This window comes from Dysgonomonas sp. (genome assembly GCF_035323175.1).
In the GTDB taxonomy this organism is placed as follows: domain Bacteria; phylum Bacteroidota; class Bacteroidia; order Bacteroidales; family Dysgonomonadaceae; genus Dysgonomonas.
In genome coordinates this window covers 14,981-34,140 of the sequence record NZ_DAOKYH010000006.1, presented here as the reverse complement: position 1 = coordinate 34,140, position 19,160 = coordinate 14,981, and the positions used below count along the sequence as shown (strand labels likewise).

The 19,160-nt window shown below is 36.6% G+C and carries 9 protein-coding genes; 4 read left to right on the top strand and 5 right to left on the bottom strand.

Annotated features, from left to right (window positions below; translation table 11 throughout):
- Positions 1-76: 76 nt before the first annotated feature.
- The 3 genes from PKC55_RS09065 to metQ all read left to right on the top strand — a co-directional run bounded on the left by PKC55_RS09065 (position 77) and on the right by metQ (position 4,592).
- Positions 77-997 (top strand): hypothetical protein, encoded by a 921-nt coding sequence (locus PKC55_RS09065; protein WP_291126338.1) that lies wholly within the window; start codon positions 77-79, stop codon positions 995-997.
- An 89-nt stretch (positions 998-1,086) separates the two neighbouring features.
- A complete protein-coding gene (locus PKC55_RS09060; RefSeq protein WP_291126336.1) occupies positions 1,087-3,657 on the top strand; it encodes a M14 family zinc carboxypeptidase in 2,571 nt (856 codons plus the stop codon).
- Positions 3,658-3,788: 131 nt separating this feature from the next.
- The gene (gene metQ, locus PKC55_RS09055; protein ID WP_283685614.1) at positions 3,789-4,592 is read left to right on the top strand and encodes a methionine ABC transporter substrate-binding lipoprotein MetQ; all 804 of its coding nucleotides are present in this window, start codon (positions 3,789-3,791) and stop codon (positions 4,590-4,592) included.
- A gap of 304 nt (positions 4,593-4,896) precedes the next feature.
- Here the strand turns inward: metQ and PKC55_RS09050 are convergent, their stop codons facing one another.
- The 5 genes from PKC55_RS09050 to PKC55_RS09030 all read right to left on the bottom strand — a co-directional run bounded on the left by PKC55_RS09050 (position 4,897) and on the right by PKC55_RS09030 (position 14,805).
- Complete coding sequence (locus PKC55_RS09050) at positions 4,897-6,816, bottom strand: glycoside hydrolase family 43 protein (protein WP_324372751.1); 1,920 nt, start codon at positions 6,814-6,816, stop codon at positions 4,897-4,899.
- A gap of 161 nt (positions 6,817-6,977) precedes the next feature.
- Positions 6,978-8,588, bottom strand: a complete 1,611-nt coding sequence (locus tag PKC55_RS09045) for a glycoside hydrolase (RefSeq protein ID WP_291126331.1) — start codon at positions 8,586-8,588, stop codon at positions 6,978-6,980.
- A 78-nt stretch (positions 8,589-8,666) separates the two neighbouring features.
- The gene (locus PKC55_RS09040) at positions 8,667-10,244 is read right to left on the bottom strand and encodes a RagB/SusD family nutrient uptake outer membrane protein (RefSeq protein ID WP_291030614.1); all 1,578 of its coding nucleotides are present in this window, start codon (positions 10,242-10,244) and stop codon (positions 8,667-8,669) included.
- An 11-nt stretch (positions 10,245-10,255) separates the two neighbouring features.
- The gene (locus PKC55_RS09035; protein ID WP_291126329.1) at positions 10,256-13,300 is read right to left on the bottom strand and encodes a SusC/RagA family TonB-linked outer membrane protein; all 3,045 of its coding nucleotides are present in this window, start codon (positions 13,298-13,300) and stop codon (positions 10,256-10,258) included.
- Positions 13,301-13,335: 35 nt separating this feature from the next.
- Positions 13,336-14,805, bottom strand: a complete 1,470-nt coding sequence (locus PKC55_RS09030; protein WP_291126327.1) for a hypothetical protein — start codon at positions 14,803-14,805, stop codon at positions 13,336-13,338.
- 227 nt (positions 14,806-15,032) lie between these two features.
- Here PKC55_RS09030 and PKC55_RS09025 point away from each other — a divergent pair, with 227 nt between their 5' ends.
- Positions 15,033-19,091, top strand: a complete 4,059-nt coding sequence (locus PKC55_RS09025) for a hybrid sensor histidine kinase/response regulator transcription factor (protein ID WP_291126325.1) — start codon at positions 15,033-15,035, stop codon at positions 19,089-19,091.
- The last annotated feature ends 69 nt before the right edge of the window (positions 19,092-19,160 follow it).

The window sequence follows — 19,160 nt, the reverse complement described above, 5'->3', positions numbered from 1 at the left end:
TATTTTACTATTTATTTTCATTTGATATTGTGCCTCTAGCAATATTAGCTCATTTTATATATAAAATTTCAAAATTATGAAAGCTATAAAGCAAGTTCTTACAACAATAATATTATCCACTTTAGCATTATCGCTTAATGCCCAAAATACAATATCCATCAAAAGCCAAAAACTGGTTTCGCCATTAGTGAGTAAGTGGGTATCTGAATATAAGAATGTTAATTCAGGTCTAAAAATAGAAGATGCTCATAAAAATAATTCAAATCCAGATATAGAATTAATAATAACTGATCAACCCGATAGTTTACTATATGGCAAAGATGTTTTTTATGTAGTGAAATATGCATTACTGCCAATTGTCTCCAAAAATTATATCTATACAGAGAATCTCGAAAAAGAAAAGTATAACAAGAAAAAATTAAGAGAAATATTTTTCGAAAAAGATCTTTTGGATGAAGACGACAGTAAACCATCAAAACTGGCAGAACGATTTACAGTATACTCAGGCAATAAAAAAGAGTCTGTAGCCAGTGTTTTTGCTGCACATTTTGGTTATCCGGCAAATACCTTAAGAGGGACAAAAATAGCAGGAGATGATATATTTCTACTAAACGCGATAAATAAAGATAATACAGGCGTGACATTCAATAGCCTATCTTATTTATATGATCTGTCTACCCGTCAACTAAAATCAGATATAAAGCTATTGCCATTAGATATAAAAAAGGAATATCGAGAAGTATTGGAATCGTCAACAATAGACGATGTGTTAACCTTAGTTGAGAATGAAGATCTGGACTTAATCCCAATACAAAAAATAGGTTTTGTAATTAACAACTCCGCAGCAACCAAACCCGAAGTTAAAGATTTTATAAAATGGGTTTTAACTGAAGGACAGCAATATAATCACGACTATGGATTTCTTCGTCTAAGCCGGGATATTCAATTAGCCCAAATCCGGCAAATAGAATCTAAGTATCTTACGCTCAATAAATAGTAAAAAAACAGCTAAAACATCTCAGACAAATAACTCACCTCTTTCTCCGACGGCAAATTGGTATTGGAGGTTTTTAATCAAAATAGAATATGAAAAAACTTGCTATTATTATCCTGCTATTTATAGCAGGGCTATATTCCTTTGCTCAAAACGACTATTATTTCGGGAGGGATAATCAGTTCGATCGTAAAATACCTACCCCCGAACAGTTTTTTGGATTTCCCATTGGTTCGTCATTAGCCAGATATGACAAAGTTGTTGAATATTACAAGTTACTGGATAATTTATCCGATAGGGCGCAACTCGAAGTTATAGGGAAAACTTACGAAAACAGAGAGCAGGTTGTACTCATTGTCACAAGCCCTGACAACCAAAAGAATCTGGAATCTATACGTCAAAATCACTTGAAACTTATAGATCCTAAGAGTTCCTCTTCAAATAATGATCAAAAAGTCATAGTGCATTTAGGTTATAATGTCCATGGAGGAGAAATAGCCGGAACAGAAGCTGCAATACTTGCCGCATATTACTTTGTAGCTTCTACAAACAATGAAACAATCAAAAATCTGGAACAAGCAGTTGTTTTGATCGACCCGGCATTAAATCCTGATGGAAGAGACAGAGCTGCCTCATATTTTAATACATTCAAATCCTTTCCTCCTGTATCCGATCCGAATGATATAGAGCATGCCGGAGGATTTACACCACATAGAGGGAACCACTTTTGGACAGATCTTAATCGTGACTGGTTTCCATTGGTACACGTTGAAAGTAAAGCAAGAGTTGATTTTTATCACAAATGGTATCCTAATATATATGCCGACTATCACGAAATGGGAAGCAACAGTGCCTATTACTTCGAGCCGTCGCCACCACGCAGCACATGGAACCCAACAATCCCCGAAGAAACATACAATGTGTTAAATCCTATATTAGCGAAATACTATTCGGAATCTTTGGATAAAATAGGGTCTCTTTACTATACAAAAGAAGATTTTGACAATATTTCACCAATTTATGGATCTACTTATCCCGATTTTCAAGGAGGTGTTGGGACTACCCTCGAAGTAGGAAGCTCAGCCGGAATAGAGATAGAAACCGAAGTGGGGGTAAGAAAATTCTCCCGAAACATCAAAGACAATGTTGTTACCAGCATAGCAGCAATAAAAGCCGCAGTAGCAGAAAAAGACGTATTATTCAAACATCAGAAAGATTTCTTCTCCAGTGCACTTTCTTTAGCGAATAAAAGAGCTGACAAGTATATTGTATTCGGAGACAAAAATGATAACAATCTGACAAAATTATTTCTCGATCATTTACTTAGCCACAAAATAGATGTGTATGAACTCCCTGACAAGTTTTCTCAAAATGGAAAAGATTTTGAACCGGGGAATGCTTATGTTGTGCCATTTTCTCAACCTCAATATCGTATTTTAAATGCTGTATTCGAAGAAAACACAACATTTGTAGATAGTATCTTTATGGACATTACAGCATGGAGCACTGTACATGGATATGGAATACCATTTGTGAAAGTAAAAGGAGCAGTAAGACAAGGACAAAAAGTAACAGATATCCCTCAGATAAAGAAAGGAGGAGTCAGTCAAAAATCTGACTATGCCTACATATTTAATTATACTGACTATCTAGCATCTAAGTCTCTGTACTATCTACTAGACAAAGGTGTTGTTGTAAAAGCCGCATACAAAGACTTTTCTGCTTCTGTAGCAGGAACAGAATATAAGTTTAACAAAGGAGCAATAGTCATACCTGTTGAATATCAAAACATATCTTCCGACCAATTGTATAATATAGTAAAAGAGGCGGCCGAGCTGACAGATATAAAAATATTAGGAGTAACAACTGGTTTCAGCACCACTGGTATAGACTTAGGTAGCAATAATATAAGAAGAGTAGAAAAACCTGTTGTAGCGACATTGGTCGGAAGTGGAATAAATTGGACAGATGTGGGTGAAACCTGGTTTTTGTTAGGCAACAGATTAAATATACCTTTAACCAAAATCAATGTAGCTTCAGCTGATTGGGCAGACCTCAATCGTTATACATCAATAATCTTATCAGATGGTAATTACAACTCGTTGTCTCCTAACTTTATCGGAAAGCTCCAACAATGGGTCGCTAACGGAGGAACACTTATCACATCAGAAGGTGCTTCTAAATGGGCTATTGATAATAAAATAGTAACAGGTTTCGTTCCTGATAGCATTCCGCGAAGCAAAAACGAATATAAACGATTAGACTATATTTCACAACGAGAAAACGAAGGTCCTCAGAGAATTGGCGGTGCTATATTCGATGCAGATTTGGATATAACCAATCCTCTTGCCTTCGGAATAGTATCGAGAGAGACATACGCAATCAAAACCAGTAATTACAAATTACCAAGACCTAAAAGTAATTACGCTACAGTTCTACAATTGACAGATAAACCTCAAATAAGCGGATTTTTGACAAAGAAAAATCAACAGGAACTAAAAAATGCACCGTTAGTAGTCTTCGAAAACAAAGGTAAAGGAACTGTTGTTCTGTTTGCGGAATCGCCTACTTTTAGAGGGTATTGGTTAAGTAGCGGACGAATATTGACTAACGCTATCTTTTTTGGGAGCAATCTTTCTTCTCCGGGACGATACAGACCTTAAGTTTTTTAAATTATAGTTAGATTAGTTGCTTTTGTAAAGATAAAAAGTTGAGGCTATTAATTTATTATTGGAGACAACGATTATTAATGGCCTCTCCAATTATTTACTAATTAATATAACAGAAAATCAATATGAAAATTATAAACGGATTTATTATTGTATCTGCGCTTACAATGCTACTCACTTCTTGCGGAGGTAAAAAGAACAACGACCCTAACTATATTAAAGTAGGTGTAGCCTCGGGACCTGAATATGTTATAGCTGAAGCGGCAAAAAAAGTAGCAAAAGAGAAATACGGACTTGATGTAGAACTAGTTCAATTTAATGATTACATAATGCCAAACACAGCATTAGATCAGGGTGATATTGATGCTAATGTTTTTCAGACGAAGCCGTTCTTAGACGAACAGATAACACGTCGCGGATATAAATTTGCTATTGTTGGAAATACATTTATATATCCTATGGCAGCATATTCAAGGAAAATTAAGAGCTTGGATGAATTAAAAGACGGAAGTACAGTAGTCATCCCCAATGATGCAGCTAACAATAGCAGAGCTTTGTTGCTATTACAAAAAGTAGGGTTGCTAAAACTTAAAGAAGGAGTAACAGCTCCAAGGCTAGTTGATATAGTAGAGAATCCTAAAAATCTGGAGATACTGGAACTCGAAGCCCCTCAATTACCTAGAGTCTTAGATGATGCAAAAGTAGCTTTGTCTATTATCAACAATAACTTTGCAGGGCAAGCAGGACTGCTCCTTAAAGATGGAGTGTTTGCCGAAGATAAAGACTCTCCTTATGTCAATCTTATTGTTACAAGAGAAGAAAATAAGGATGAGGAGAAAGTAAAAAAATTCGTTCAGGCATATCAGTCAGACGAAGTAGATAAAGTAGCTACCGAAGTATTTAAAGGTGGTGCCGTAAAAGGTTGGTAACCAAACGGGAGGAAAACGAACAGGAGTGAATCTAAAGAAAGAACTCATTCTCAAATTGTAATCATATGGTATCAAACTCATTAGCCTTGTATCAGTAGACCGATGGGCTAAATATAACGAAATGCCTGAATACTATTTTCCTCAGAATGTATTTCCAAACATTAAAGGTTTTCGCGGAGTATTTTTCCCCCGAGACGGATATGGAAACATATCTATTTTGGATCTAATCAGACAAATGATGATAAAGAAAAAATCCAGTGAAAATTCACTGGATTTTCTTATTTATATCAATCTGGACTATAATCTATAACGAAGGCATCACTCTCCTTATACTTCCATCTTTTTCAAATTCAAGTCGATCCATACACACTTCACGTGAAGTCCCCGGGTAAACTTTCTTAATACCATCAGGACGAGATATACGGTGGTAAACAATATACCACTCATCTTTGCCGGGAATCTGTAAAACAGAGTTATGCCCTGTTCCAAAAATTGCTTTGGAATCATCTTTCATTATCACTATATTATCCGAAGGAATAGTCAATTGACCTAACGGTGATTTCGCTGTAGCATAGCGTACTTTATAGTTGGCACTACCAGTATCATCCTCTGACCACAAAAAATAATACAAACCCTTGCGATAGAATACATAAACAGCCTCTCTAAAAGTATTATCAGGAGTCATTACCTTAATAGTTTTCTTTTTTAGAGAAATCATATCAGCATTTAACTCTGCTCCGGCCATATAGCCATTACCCCAATAGATATAGTTCTTTCCGGTCTTTGGGTCACAAAACACATCAGGATCAATCTCTTGTCCTCCATCTACACCTTTAGGCTTGAAATCAATAAGCGGACTTCCCGAATCTAAAAAAGGCCCTGAAGGATCATCGGCTAGTGCAACTCCAATTTTCTTAGAACCTCCATCTTTACCTCCACTAAAGTAATAATAATACTTATAGTCATTCCCAACTTTCTTTTCTATAATACAAGGAGCCCATGCATTTCCATTTGCCCACGAAACATTGTTTTTCAAGTTTAGAATAACACCCTCATCTTTCCAATCTTTAAGGTTATCAGAAGAAAAAGTTTTAAAGTAATAGCCACCCCATCCGTCAAATCCATCGCTGGTAGGATAAATATAATATTTCTGAGTCTTATTGGAATAAAGAACATCGGGATCGGCATAATAACCTGCAAATATTGGATTATTTGGGATCAGAGGATAGCTCTCAGGTTTTCCCCATTTATCAATAAGTGACTCTAATTCTTTTTTTGTAATAGGAATAACAGAACCATGACGAGGATGAAAATCCATTGATATTTCATGATCTATAACTTTAAAACTCTCCAAATCGGTACTCTCACAAAACTGATATTTCCCTTTCATATATACATCGTACATCAAAATATACGTATCGGTATTTATCATTCTGAACACACTAGATCCTTCAACAGCATCAGATGTTTGCTGCTTATACCCTTCATGTTCTGCCCATCGTCCAGACGTAAGAGAAGTCGTTGTTGCCAGCTTGATACCATTTCCATGTCCTTCTGTTTTATAAAACATGTAGAAGACGCCATCTTTCAAAACAATATCGGCATCTATACACGATTTACCATTGGATGGAAAAAACAATTGCTTTGGCTCACCTACCAAGTCAGAGAAATCATTATTTGCATATGCATAATATATAACATCCTCTCCTTCTCCATGTTTCATAGACCAGTATACCATATACTTACCGATCTCCGGATCATAAACTGTTTGTGGAGCCCATACTCTTTTCAGATTATCCTGACCGGAGTATTTTTTCTGAATATTAATTATACTTGATGTCCAATTTATTAAATCATCAGATTTCATCAAGATCATCGCCCTATTTGAATCCCATCCCTCAGACGAAGTCATATCGGTAACTACCATATAGAAGCATTTACCATCTTCTGATCTCAACAAATGAGGATCGCGGACACCTCCGGTCGAACTTATAATCTTGGAATCAACAACAGGCTTATTTTTATTCAAAGAAAAATAGTTATAACCGTCTGCACTGATTGCATAATGAATAGCTTCTTCCTCTACCTGATTCCCGGTAAAATAGGTAAACAGATAAGCTACGTAGTCTTTTTCTTGAATACCCGTCCGATATTCCTGAGAAAAAATCACATGGGGTATAACAGACAAAAAAGTAACAAATAATATAAATCTCACAATTTTCATAATAAATTAGTTATCAGCACATCTATCAGAAAAAAGTAACAAAAGTGACAGTTTTCACAGAGTTTATTCATGTCACTTTTGTTTCTTATTTCATGTTTATAATTCTATAAATAGATAAATTTCCCGGATTTTATTTATTCCATAAAAGCACACTATATTTCTTATTTTAAATCATATACAACCGTCAATACAGAAGCCGGATTAACAAATATAGAGTTCCCTACATTCTGAACAACCGCCTCTGCCAAATCTTGAGTCTGACTTGTTGTATATGTTTTTATTGAATTCACCTCCGCACTACCAATATCAGCCCTCACATCATAGCGGGTTGAAGATAAATTGGTGTAAACAGCAACAAGTTTTTTACCATCGGGTGATAGATATGCGCTACCAAAGAGGTTTTTGGATGTGTTTTCCATTTTAAGTTCCACTCGTTTATAGTCAGGACGGATAAACAAACTATAATTACCTAAAACCCACAAAGTCTTAGTCGCTTCGTGTGTACCACTTTGTGTAATATCTCCGTAATCACCTCCTGCAGGAGTTACTTTTATCAGCAAGAATCTGTTTTTATGACTCCAACGCTCCAGATCAAGACTTGTCCAGTAAGACCATGATGAGACATTGGCATACACCAGATCGCAATGTATTACTTTCGACATATATAAGGCAATATCCATATACGAGGCATTGTCGAAGCCAACAAATTCATTCCCATAGCCATCGCCGAGCATGCTCCATTCGGTTTGATAGACCTTCAATCCTGCTGCTGATGCTTTCGATGCCACTTGTGACCTTACATCTACCATTGTTTGCCAGCTTCCGTCTGTCCAATAGCTATGACCGGCAATAACTGGAGCCACATGAGTCAGATCTCCTACATAGTTAGACGAAGCATTATCAAACAAGTTATAGATAACATTTTTCCTTCCGGCATCGCCATCCGTTTCATATAAATAATTCCATGCACCGGATTCACCTAACAAGATCTTAGTATTTAATCCTTTTGCCTCTATTGCCTTATCTATTTCTACGGTAAGCCTTTTTATTTCACTATTCTGCCAACCCGAACCTTCCTGTCCGCTTTCCCAGTTGTACTGAGGTTCATTAAGCGGGCTGATATAGGTAAAGTTTATTGCTTTATTCGATTTGAAGTAGTCTAAAACAGTTGCTATATATTTAGCAAAATCATCGTAACTGTCATCCTTCAGATTTGAATAAGCTCCCATATCCGAATATCCCTTACCATTACGGGTTAAATATACAGGAGGAGTGTTACTAAACATGACGAACTGTTCACAACCATATTGCTTTGCCTTTTCCAGGAAGTACTGTTGCCCGGCTTGCTTTGTCCAGTCTAATGTACCATCAACAGGGCTCATAAATGATTCGGCACGTCTGGCTGCATCTTCTATTCCGCTGGCAGCACCTTGCTGAGCTGTACCGCCACCTAGATTAAAACGCCATCCCGATAAACCTATACCTTCGGGTTGTCCATCAGCAACCTTGGCTGAAAATAAAAGCTTAGCAATCGCTTCTTTCTCTTCGTTAGCCCAATAGGTACCAATATAGTTAGGCGCCCAGCAATCGGATGCCGAAAAACTTTCTATTGTCTGATATGTCTGACTGAGATTGATAACCACGTTCTCTGAGCCTTCCGGAGTTTCATTGCCGGAACCTTTATCAGGGGCTATTGTCGGATCAGGTCCATCATTACAGGAAAAAGCAGCCAAAAGCAGCCAAGCGGATAATATATATCGTATTTTCTTCATAAATATCATGTTTAATTAATATAGATAGTGTACCCACCTCTGAGTACACTATCCGAGCCTAAATACCTCTTATCCCAATTAAAAATTAGGATTTTGAGCGATGCTTCCACCCGAAAGAAGAACTTCAGTGTTAGGTATAGGGAATAACAAGTCTCTGTTTTCCTGAAATGTTATACCTTTATTACTATTCTCTTTCTGGTTTGTTATTTCATATTCATCTGTCGATTCAATCATATTATATCTGACAAATGTCCCATTTTCACCCATAATATTGCATATCGCTTTCTTTCCGTTGTCATCTGTCCATCTGCGAATATCATATAAACGTTGAAACTCAAGTGCTAACTCAAGCCTTCTCTCCAACCTGATCGCATCACGCAGTGTTTTCCCGGATGCCGTTACTTCCGGCAGGCTTACCCTGTCTCTCACTCTCTTCAAAGCTTTACGAGCCTCGCTGTCATTTCCTTCTTCATTCGCAGCCTCTGCATACATAAGCAGTACATCCGCATAACGAAGTAAGCGATGATTCAAATTATTATGATCCGAATCATAAGGGCTGGGACGCAAATCATGTGGTACATAAAATTTCCTGTTGATGCGAGCTGATTTGTGTTTATCCGGAGATATAACATAATCCTTACCCTCATCAGTATCGTCTCCAGGAACGTCGTCTCCATTTTTCACGATTGTCCAGCGAAGACGCTCTGTGTCACCTGCATCAATAAAAGCCTTCTCCAGATTGCTGGTAGGTAATCCCCACGACCATCCCGAATCGTCACGAGAGCCCGTAAATACAGGCAATCGACCTCCAAGACTATAGCTTATATCAGAACTGTATTGTACTTCGAATAAAGATTCTATACTATTGTTATTCGCAATAGACCATACATCTTTAAAATTGGTACACAAGTCGTACTCCTGAGTATTAATCAAGTCTCCCAGTATTTTAAATGCCTCTTTGTATTTTCCCTGATATAGATAAGCTTTTCCTAAATATCCCATTGCTGCACCTTGTGTAGCACGCCCCAAATCAGCGGAAGAATACTCGCTTTTAAGAGGCAAATCAGTAATTGCATCTTTCAGGTCTTGTTCTATGACAGCGTATGTACCCTCTACTGTTTCTCTCTGTATACCCTGAATTTCACTTGGTAACTTCATTCCGGTAATAACAGGAACTCCGCCGTAATTCTTAACCAGCTCAAAATAATTAAATGCGCGTAAAAACTTAGCCTCTGCTATAATTCTCTTCCGTAAATCCTCATTTGAAATAGGGGCTGTAGCTACTTTTTCAATAACAATATTACACCTCAATATTGACTTATAGCGATATTGCCAATAATTACTTAAAGGCCCATCTTGCTTCGGGTTTCCATAATGAGCCATTCTTAGCCAGTCACTCTGAGACTGAGTTGTATTGCCCATCCATAAGTCATCTGTAGCCATATCAAAGCCTACATTTGGTGCTGCTATCTGCCACCAGCCATCCCAGAATATACCTTGGTAACATCCTGCCAGCTGCTTTAAACACTCCTCTTCACTTTGAAAATATGTATCGAGATTTTCCTGACCTAAAACAGGTTCATCCAAGAAGGAGGAGCAACTACTCGACAATAGCGCAAATGCTCCAAATATGAATATTTTGAATATATTTTTCATTTTATTTCTGATTAAAAGTTAATGTTAACACCTAGCAGGAATGTACGAGGATTAGGGTAACCTAGATTATCGATTCCGGCTTCCAACACACTGTAAGTACCATTCACATTTGCTCCCATTGACGCTCTTTCCGGATCCATACCCGAGTAGCTAGTAATTGTGAATAGATTCTGAGCCGAAGCAGAAATACGAACTCCGATACCTTTTGTCATCTTCCTTGGTAATGTATATCCCAACTGTAATAGTTTGCAGCGGAAATATGAACCATCCTCAACAAAGAAAGAAGAAACACGGCGATAGTTTAAGTTCTTGTCATTAACAGAAAGACGTGGATAAAAATTGCTTGTTCCTTCGCCTCTCCAAGCTTTGTCGTATGCATCTGCAAAAACGTTTTGTCCATCGGTTCCTGCATACAGACCTCCCATTGCGCTATTGTATATATCATTCCCGATTGTTCCATAGAAGTTAGACACTAAATCGAAATCTTTATAACCCAAACGGATATTTAATCCGATCATAACATCCGGAAAAGCTTTACCAATATAGGTTTTATCGCTTTCGTCCAATACTCCGTCATTATTTAAATCTTTGAAACGAATGTCTCCCGGTTGTGCATTGGGCTGAAGAAGTGTTCCATTATTACTTGTATGGCTATTTATTTCTGTCTGATTCTGGAATATTCCATCAGCAATATAGCCATAGAAACGGCTGATTTCGCCACCCTCTTCATTTCGGATAATATAGTCATTAAAAAAGCCTCCTCTAAGTACAGGTGTATTATCTACCAAGGTCTTAGCCTTATTCTTTACTCCTGAAAGATTGATTCCGGCTTCATAGGAAAAATCACTTATCTTATCTCTCCAGTTAATGGATAACTCCCAACCTTTAGCTTCCATACTACCTATGTTTGTCCACATCTCACCATTCCACATCGGATAACCCAAGATTAGAAGATTTTGTCTTTTCATAAGCATATCTTTTGACTTCTTAGAAAAGAGATCTGCAGTGATTTCAAGACGGCTATCTAAAAAGCTGGCATCAATCCCCAGATTATAATCCTCTACTGTTTCCCATTTCAGTTTATTATTTCCAACTGAACTGATTGCAGTTCCTACATAACGATCTCCGTTAGCTCCGAAAACATAATCTCCTGCTCCTATCAGATTCAGGTAAGCATTGGGATCAATACTTTGATTTCCGACACGTCCCCATCCGGCTCTCAACTTAAGATTAGAAACAACGCTCTGGTTCTTCATAAATGCTTCTTCTGAAATTCTCCAAGCAACTGACACCGCCGGAAATGTAGCATATTTACTTCCTGACGGGAATTTAGATGAACCATCTACACGAACAGATCCTGTCACATAATAGCGGTTATCATAATTATACATTACACGTCCAAGATAAGATAGCAGTGAACTGTAAATATTAGTTCCTTCTGCTTTCGGATTTATTGTTCCGGCATTCACATATTGCAGTTCTGTGATGTTGCTCGGGATACCTTCACGAGAACCTACCAGATTATATTCAGCGAATCGTTCCATTGTATAACCAGCCATGAAATTGAAGTTATGCTTCTCTTCAATAGTTTTCATGTAGTTAAGTGTATTTGTCCAGTTCCAGTCTACCCAGTTATATGATTTACGTTCAGCTTTAGACTCTGCATTCTGTTCCAGATTGTCGATAAAGAATTTTGGCGTAAATTCATCTGTCATTCTGAAACGCGCATTTACACTGAACTGAGTACGAAAAGTCAATCCTTTTATTGGCTCTACACTCACATATGGATTCATCATTAAACCGTACTCATTGCTATGCTTGTTCTGACGGGCAAGAGTAGCTACCGGATTCCATTCCTGATTGTTATAGGAACGCGCATAGTTATTTAACGAATTTGAAGTCCAATCTTCTTTAGCTCTATATACAGGTGTAGTCGGATCCATTTTCATTGCTGCTCCAAACAAATTTGGAGTATCATCCCAACTTTCGTAACGAGGGGCAAAATCAATCCCGGCTTTTACTTTTTCTGAAAATTTATATTCAGTATTGAACCGTCCTGTTATACGCTCCCAGTAACCAACATCATATTGTGAGTTCTGACGAAAATAACCAAGGCTACCACTATATGTAAATTTGTCTACACCTCCCTGAAAACTGATATTATAGTTTTGTGTATATGCAAAATCATTTATTGTCTGATCCCACCAATCTGTATTTCCCGAACCTTCAGGCGTATTCCACACAGGAACGCTACCATCATTGGTATATCTTTCTTTAAATACTTTTTCGTAAGTTGTAGCATTTGCCATTTTAGGCTTATTCAATGTCTGAAAGCCAAAAGATGCATTTGCCTGAAATCTGGTTTTACCTGCACTACCCTTTTTAGTAGTCACCATAATGACACCATTTGAACCTCTTGTACCGTAGATTGCTGATGCTGATGCATCTTTCAACACTTCTATACTTTCTATATCATCCTGATTGAGAAAATTAATGTTAGTCCCAATCGGTACACCATCTACAACATAGAGCGGACTAGAACCATTAATAGTAGTAACCCCACGTATAATAACCTGAGGTGAACTACCCGGACCACCTTCTCCCGTAATCTGTACTCCATTAGCCTTACCTTGGAGCGAGTATAGCGCATTTCCTGATGTTATACTTTTCAGATCATCGCCTTTTACTGTAGTAATGGAACTTGTAAGGTCACTTTTCTTTACTACACCATAGCCAATGACTACAACATCATCCAGTATCTTTGTATCATCTGCCATAGATATATTCCTTACTCCTCCCTGACCGACTTTTATCTCTTGCGAAACAAAACCTATCATTGAGAAAACGACAGTACCGCCTTGCGAAACATTCGGCAAACTATAATTACCATCTAAATCGGTCAGAACACCATTCGACGAACCTTTCTCTACAACTGCAACTCCGATAAGCGGCTCATTATCAACTACTGATGTAACCTTTCCTGTTACAGCCACCTTATTTTGAGCAAAAAGATAGAGAGGCAAGGTTAACAATAGGAATATTAGATATTTTTTCATGTTAGATATATGTTATATTATTACTCAAATTTATTCTACTCACGAACTAGTTTTCCTCTACCTAAGTGAGCATCAAAGTATAATTTGTAGCTACCAGTTTGCTTAACAAGCGGTTTAGCCCAATTATCAAGAGTTGTATTAGGCTTGGTCCAAGCCGGATTTTTATAATTACCGTAGTAACCAAATATTTCCGGCTCCTGAGAGTCATCTACACGCCAAGTACAATAATTCCACCAACCATCAGAATGCCAATTATGAATAACGAAATTCATATTTTCACCCGCTTCTAAGGTTAGAGCTTTATCTAAATAAAAAAGGTGAGGATTGGTCGCATCTTGTACAAACCGTGTTACTTCTTTTGGATTAGAAGTCATATAGCCAAAATAGAACTCCTGAAGCCAGCTACCTCCATCTCCCCAAGTATCCAGACTCACAGAACCAAATTTATGAGGAATAGGGTCAATTGCCTCAGCGATAGAATAAGTCTTAATATCATAAACCGCAGTTTTCACATTAAATGTAATTTCGTAATATACATTGGCTTGATTCAACACAATTGGTTTTGCAACATCTGGGTCATCTGTCAATTTTGTATTATCTACGGGATCAATACCGAAACAGATTGGAGTGAAGTCACTTTTTTGAGGAAGGAAGAATATCTCTGTACCTGCCTTCCGACAATAGTAATTGGCTTTATATTGATAAGCTCCGGTACGTTCTATACGCATAGGCACACCAAACACATCACTGTTCAGCTCGTTTACCGTTGCGACATCCGCCAGATACATTTTAGGAAAATCAGGCATTTCAGAAACAGTTATCACACTAGTCTTGGATGTTTCCAAACCGGATTTGTCTATCGCACGCAATATCAAATTATATGTTGCAACAGTAGAAGGCAATGTTACAGGATCATTAAATACCAGAGTCTTATTTGAGTTTGTAAATTCTGTTATTTCTTTTGAATAATTAAGTTCAGGGATATTAATTACAACAAGACCTAATGCTTTATCGTCTTCTACAGTAAACTTAACATTCAGTCTGGTCTGGTTTTTAAGAAGAACAGTAATGGCTTCATCAGGAGAGACAGTGAATACAGGATTGGTAAAATCACCATCCATTGTTACCAATACAGTTTCATTTACTGTACGACCACCTAAGTCTGTAACTGTTACTTCCACCGAAAAGCTATCTCCTTCAAGACCTTTTATCGTTTTGTATTTATAGTCTAAATCGAAAGAATAAACAATACTATCTAAGGTAAGATCTATTGTTTTATCCAAATTGAAACTTGTGTTTTTCAGATTGATTGACCGAAGACCATCTTTATCTTCTACCTTCGCTTTAATTACAAATTCGCGCCCGGGTTCAGTCTTGATATTAGATGTACTAAGGACAATAGTAGGAGGTAATCCGTCTACATCCGAATACTTATAATCATCACTACATGCGGTGAAGAAAAATAAAAGAACCATCAAAAAGCTTAAATACTTTCTTGTTTTCATGAAATTAGATTTTAGTTTATCATATATATATAACTCAGAAACACATAATTAAAATATACTTTACGGCAGATATGCTTCGAGTTAAATAACCAGAACAAATATATGTATTGCTTAACAACAGGCAGGGATATAAAACAATCATTAATAGGATTCAAATCAGTCAATAGCTAGTTTGAGGGTCTATATTCTCAAAATATAATTACTTTTGATATACTAATACAGATCCCATGAAAATAAAGCTTCTCTTTCTCTTTACCCTAATAGCTTTTATGCCAACTCAGGCTCAACAGTATAACATAAAACAGCTAGGCTTGGAACAGGGTCTTTCTAGTAATTATGTTGTAAGCGTCACTCAAGATAAAAGAGGTTTTTTATGGTTTGCCACCGAATCAGGGTTAAACAGATTTGATGGTAATAAGTTCAAGGTTTACAAAAAAAATGGAACATCAGAATCAAACAATATTAGCGGAAATGAACTGAATAAAGTATATGCTGACAAATATGAAGATAAAATATGGATCGCAACCCAGCGGGAAGGATTAAATATGTTTGATTGCAAAACTGAAACATTCAAACACTACAAACACACAACGGAAAGTAAAACAGGCATTATAACGAACGACATAACTGACATTACCTCCTCTAAAGATGGCAATTTATGGCTTTCTACATACCATAGAGGGGTGGATTATTTTGATAAGAAAACCGAAACATTTACACATTATAATCGTACTACCATTCCGAATATGGTTAGTAACAATGTATGGTCTGTAATGGAGGACAATAAAGGATTTGTATATATAGGGCATGTGTCATCCGGTTTGAGTATCTTGTCTCTAAAGGATAAGAAAATAAAGAATTTCAGGCATGATGCCAACAATAAAGAAAGCTTGCCAGGAGATGAAGTAAAAACAATATATGTAGATAAGAATGACAATATATGGATAGGAACAAACAATGGTTTGGCTCTCTTCAACAGTGATAAAGAATCATTTACGACATTCAGACATAACCCTCAAAACAAACAATCGCTCATATCCAATTATATATATACAATAAATCAGGTAAGCGATGGTAAACTATGGGTTGGGACAGAAAAAGGAGGAATAAGTGTTCTGGATTTGAAACAGAATATGTTTCTTACCCCTCAAAGTATTCCCTTTGAGAATATCTCATACAATGATGGTTACAGGGGTCTTTCTAATCCGACAATACGCAGTATATACCAAGATTCTTTCAACAATATGTGGATTGGCACATATGGAGGTGGAATTAACTTTATCAGTCATCACCCCACAGACTTTAATACATGGATCTATTCCCCTATACCGGGATTAAAAAACACATTGAATAACCCTACAGCATGGGGCATATGTGTAGACAAATATGATCGCATCTGGGTGGGTACGGATGGTGGAGGCATCAATCTTTTTGCAAATGGAGAAAGGGTACAGATATTTGATAAAAAAACAAATAAAATTACTGATGACGCCATATTGGCGGCAATTAAAGATTCTGAAGATAATCTATGGTTTGGGACATTCAACGGTGGAGTAAACATTTATGATCAAAAAAGAAATGACATACAAAAATGCCTGATAGACGACAAGAGCAGAGATATAAGGTGTTTCTTTGAGGATAAGGAGAAAAATATGTGGATCGGGTGCAATAACGGTTTATACAAATATAATATTATAACAAAACAAGGCCAACTCTATTCTACCGACAATTCCGATTTATCGGATAATCTTGTTCGTGCTATATCAAAAGATGACAAAGACCAGATATGGATTGGTTTTTTCGGTGAGGGTCTTGCTGTCTTTGACAAGAATCTCAAAATCATAAAGACATTCAAAACAGATAAAGGGTTCCCGTCCAACACCGTAGACAATATATACAAAGATAACAGAGGGCAAATGTGGGTTGCCACTGGAGAAGGCTTAGTATGCTTTACCTCCCCCGGAAAAACTGATGAATATATTGTCCTCAATACACAGAATGGAATTACAAACAGCCACATCAGAGCTATAACAGAAGACAAGCAAGGAAATATATGGTTTAGCACCAATAGAGGCATAAACAGATTTATTCCATCTCTAAATAAAGTTTATAATTACAATCATTATAATGGAATCCCTTTGGGTGACTTTATGAGTGGGTCTGTCACAAAAGATTCTAAAGGTACAATCTATTTCGGGTCTCAAAATGGACTATGCTACTTCAATCCTGAATCAATCCCAACAACAATAGAGCTACCTGAGACTATTATCACCGGATTCAGAATTTATGGAAACCAAACAAATACATTTGAAAATGAGATCTATAAACCCATAACATCCATTATCGAATTAAAATACAACCAAAACACATTTAATGTGTCATTCAATGTCCTTGATTATTCACTCAATCATTTAGTAGACTATGCATACATGTTAAAGGGCTTAGAAGATTTATGGTATAACACACAGGATGAAAATGCAATTACTTTCCGCAATGTTCCTCCCGGAACATACGAGTTGCAGATAAAATCGAGAGTAAAAAATCAGGAATGGTCAGACTCTATAACATCATTAAAAATTATTGTAAATCCGCCGATATGGCTTACTTGGTGGGCAAAGACCCTGTATATACTGACTGTCTTAGGCATTGTTTTTCTTATACTTCGCTTTTATAAACGAAAGCTGGATTTGGAAAATACTCTCACTTTAGAAAAGAAGAACCATATACAGGAACAAGAATTGAATAATGAAAGACTTCGGTTCTTTACGAATATAACTCACGAGCTACGCACTCCCTTAACGCTGATACTTGGCCCATTAGAAGATTTACAAGCAGATACAAATCTACATGAAAAACATGCGTCTAAAATATCGGTCATATACAGAAGCGCAACACGCTTATTGAACCTCATCAATCAGATATTGGAATTCAGAAAAACTGAGACACAGAACAAGAAACTTTGTGTATACAAAAGTGATATATCCCAATTAGTTCAAGAAATAGGATTAAGATACAGAGAACTCAACACCAACAAGCGCATTTCTGTTAATACTATAATAGATACTCAAAATATTAATCTATATTTTGACCCCGATGCAGTAATTACAATCCTAGAGAATCTATTATCCAATGCATTCAAATACACACAAAAAGGAAATATAACACTCACCCTAAGAGATGTAACTGAAAACAATATAAATTATACGGAAATAGAAGTAAGCGATACAGGAAAGGGTATTCCTACAGAATCGATATCCAAAATATTCGACAGATACTATCAGGCTGAAAGAGATCAACAACTATCAGGAACGGGTATCGGATTAGCTCTTGTGCAAAATCTAGTATCAATACATCAAGGAAGCATATCAGTAGAGAGCAAACCCGGAGAAGGCTCTATATTTCGTTTCAGAATACTGTCTGACAATACTTATCCCGACGCCTTACATATCAATGATACTAACAATGATATTATTGAAAACGGTATTGAAACCAAAGACACTGAAAATTCTGATTCCAAACAAATCATACTCATTATAGAAGATAATGAAGATATCAGGGACTACATTTACAGCTCCTTATCGGAACAATACAAAGTATACACGGCTAATAATGGAAAACAAGGTCTAAAAGCAGCTTATAAACACATTCCTGACATTATCATAAGTGATATCATGATGCCTGAAATGGATGGTTTTGAATTAAGCAAGATCTTAAAAGAAGACGTAAGAACCAGCCATATTCCTATTGTACTTCTTACAGCTAAAGATTCAATACAAGACCGTACCGAAGGTTATAACATCGGTGTCGAATCTTATATCACCAAACCTTTCAGTGCCACACTACTGCAAAGCCGTATTGTAAATTTACTGGAAGCCAGAAAGAAAATTGCCGAACTGATAAACAATAATACTACAAATAAAAACGTCATTATAACAGAGTCTTTAAGTAAAATAGATAACGAATTTATCGAAAAAGTAACCACGATTATCGAAGACAACTTGGATTCAGATAAAGTGGATGTGACTTTTATTGCAGACAAAATGAATATGAGCCATTCTACACTTTACCGAAAAATTAAAGCTCTTTCCGGCATATCTGCCAATGAGTTTATAAGAAAAGTAAGAATACGCAACGCAGAACAATTACTTTTAACAGGTAAATATACAATATCTGAAATATCCTACATGGTAGGAATAAACAGTATCACGTATTTCAGGCAGTGTTTTAAAGAAGAGTTTGGTATGGTACCATCAGAATATATAAAGCAAATAATGAATAAGAAATGACTAAATGATGAAATGACGAGTTTACTAATCAAACTTGCATGAAACAAGCCCCTCCATATTCTGACACAT

Excerpts from the sequence above, each read along its gene's own strand:
- PKC55_RS09065 (WP_291126338.1), top strand. The coding sequence starts at position 77 with ATGAAAGCTATAAAGCAAGTTCTTACAACAATAATATTATCCACTTTA.
- PKC55_RS09060 (WP_291126336.1), top strand. The coding sequence starts at position 1,087 with ATGAAAAAACTTGCTATTATTATCCTGCTATTTATAGCAGGGCTATAT.
- metQ (WP_283685614.1), top strand. The coding sequence starts at position 3,789 with ATGAAAATTATAAACGGATTTATTATTGTATCTGCGCTTACAATGCTA.
- PKC55_RS09050 (WP_324372751.1), bottom strand. The coding sequence starts at position 6,816 with ATGAAAATTGTGAGATTTATATTATTTGTTACTTTTTTGTCTGTTATA.
- PKC55_RS09045 (WP_291126331.1), bottom strand. The coding sequence starts at position 8,588 with ATGAAGAAAATACGATATATATTATCCGCTTGGCTGCTTTTGGCTGCT.
- PKC55_RS09040 (WP_291030614.1), bottom strand. The coding sequence starts at position 10,244 with ATGAAAAATATATTCAAAATATTCATATTTGGAGCATTTGCGCTATTG.
- PKC55_RS09035 (WP_291126329.1), bottom strand. The coding sequence starts at position 13,300 with ATGAAAAAATATCTAATATTCCTATTGTTAACCTTGCCTCTCTATCTT.
- PKC55_RS09030 (WP_291126327.1), bottom strand. The coding sequence starts at position 14,805 with ATGAAAACAAGAAAGTATTTAAGCTTTTTGATGGTTCTTTTATTTTTC.
- PKC55_RS09025 (WP_291126325.1), top strand. The coding sequence starts at position 15,033 with ATGAAAATAAAGCTTCTCTTTCTCTTTACCCTAATAGCTTTTATGCCA.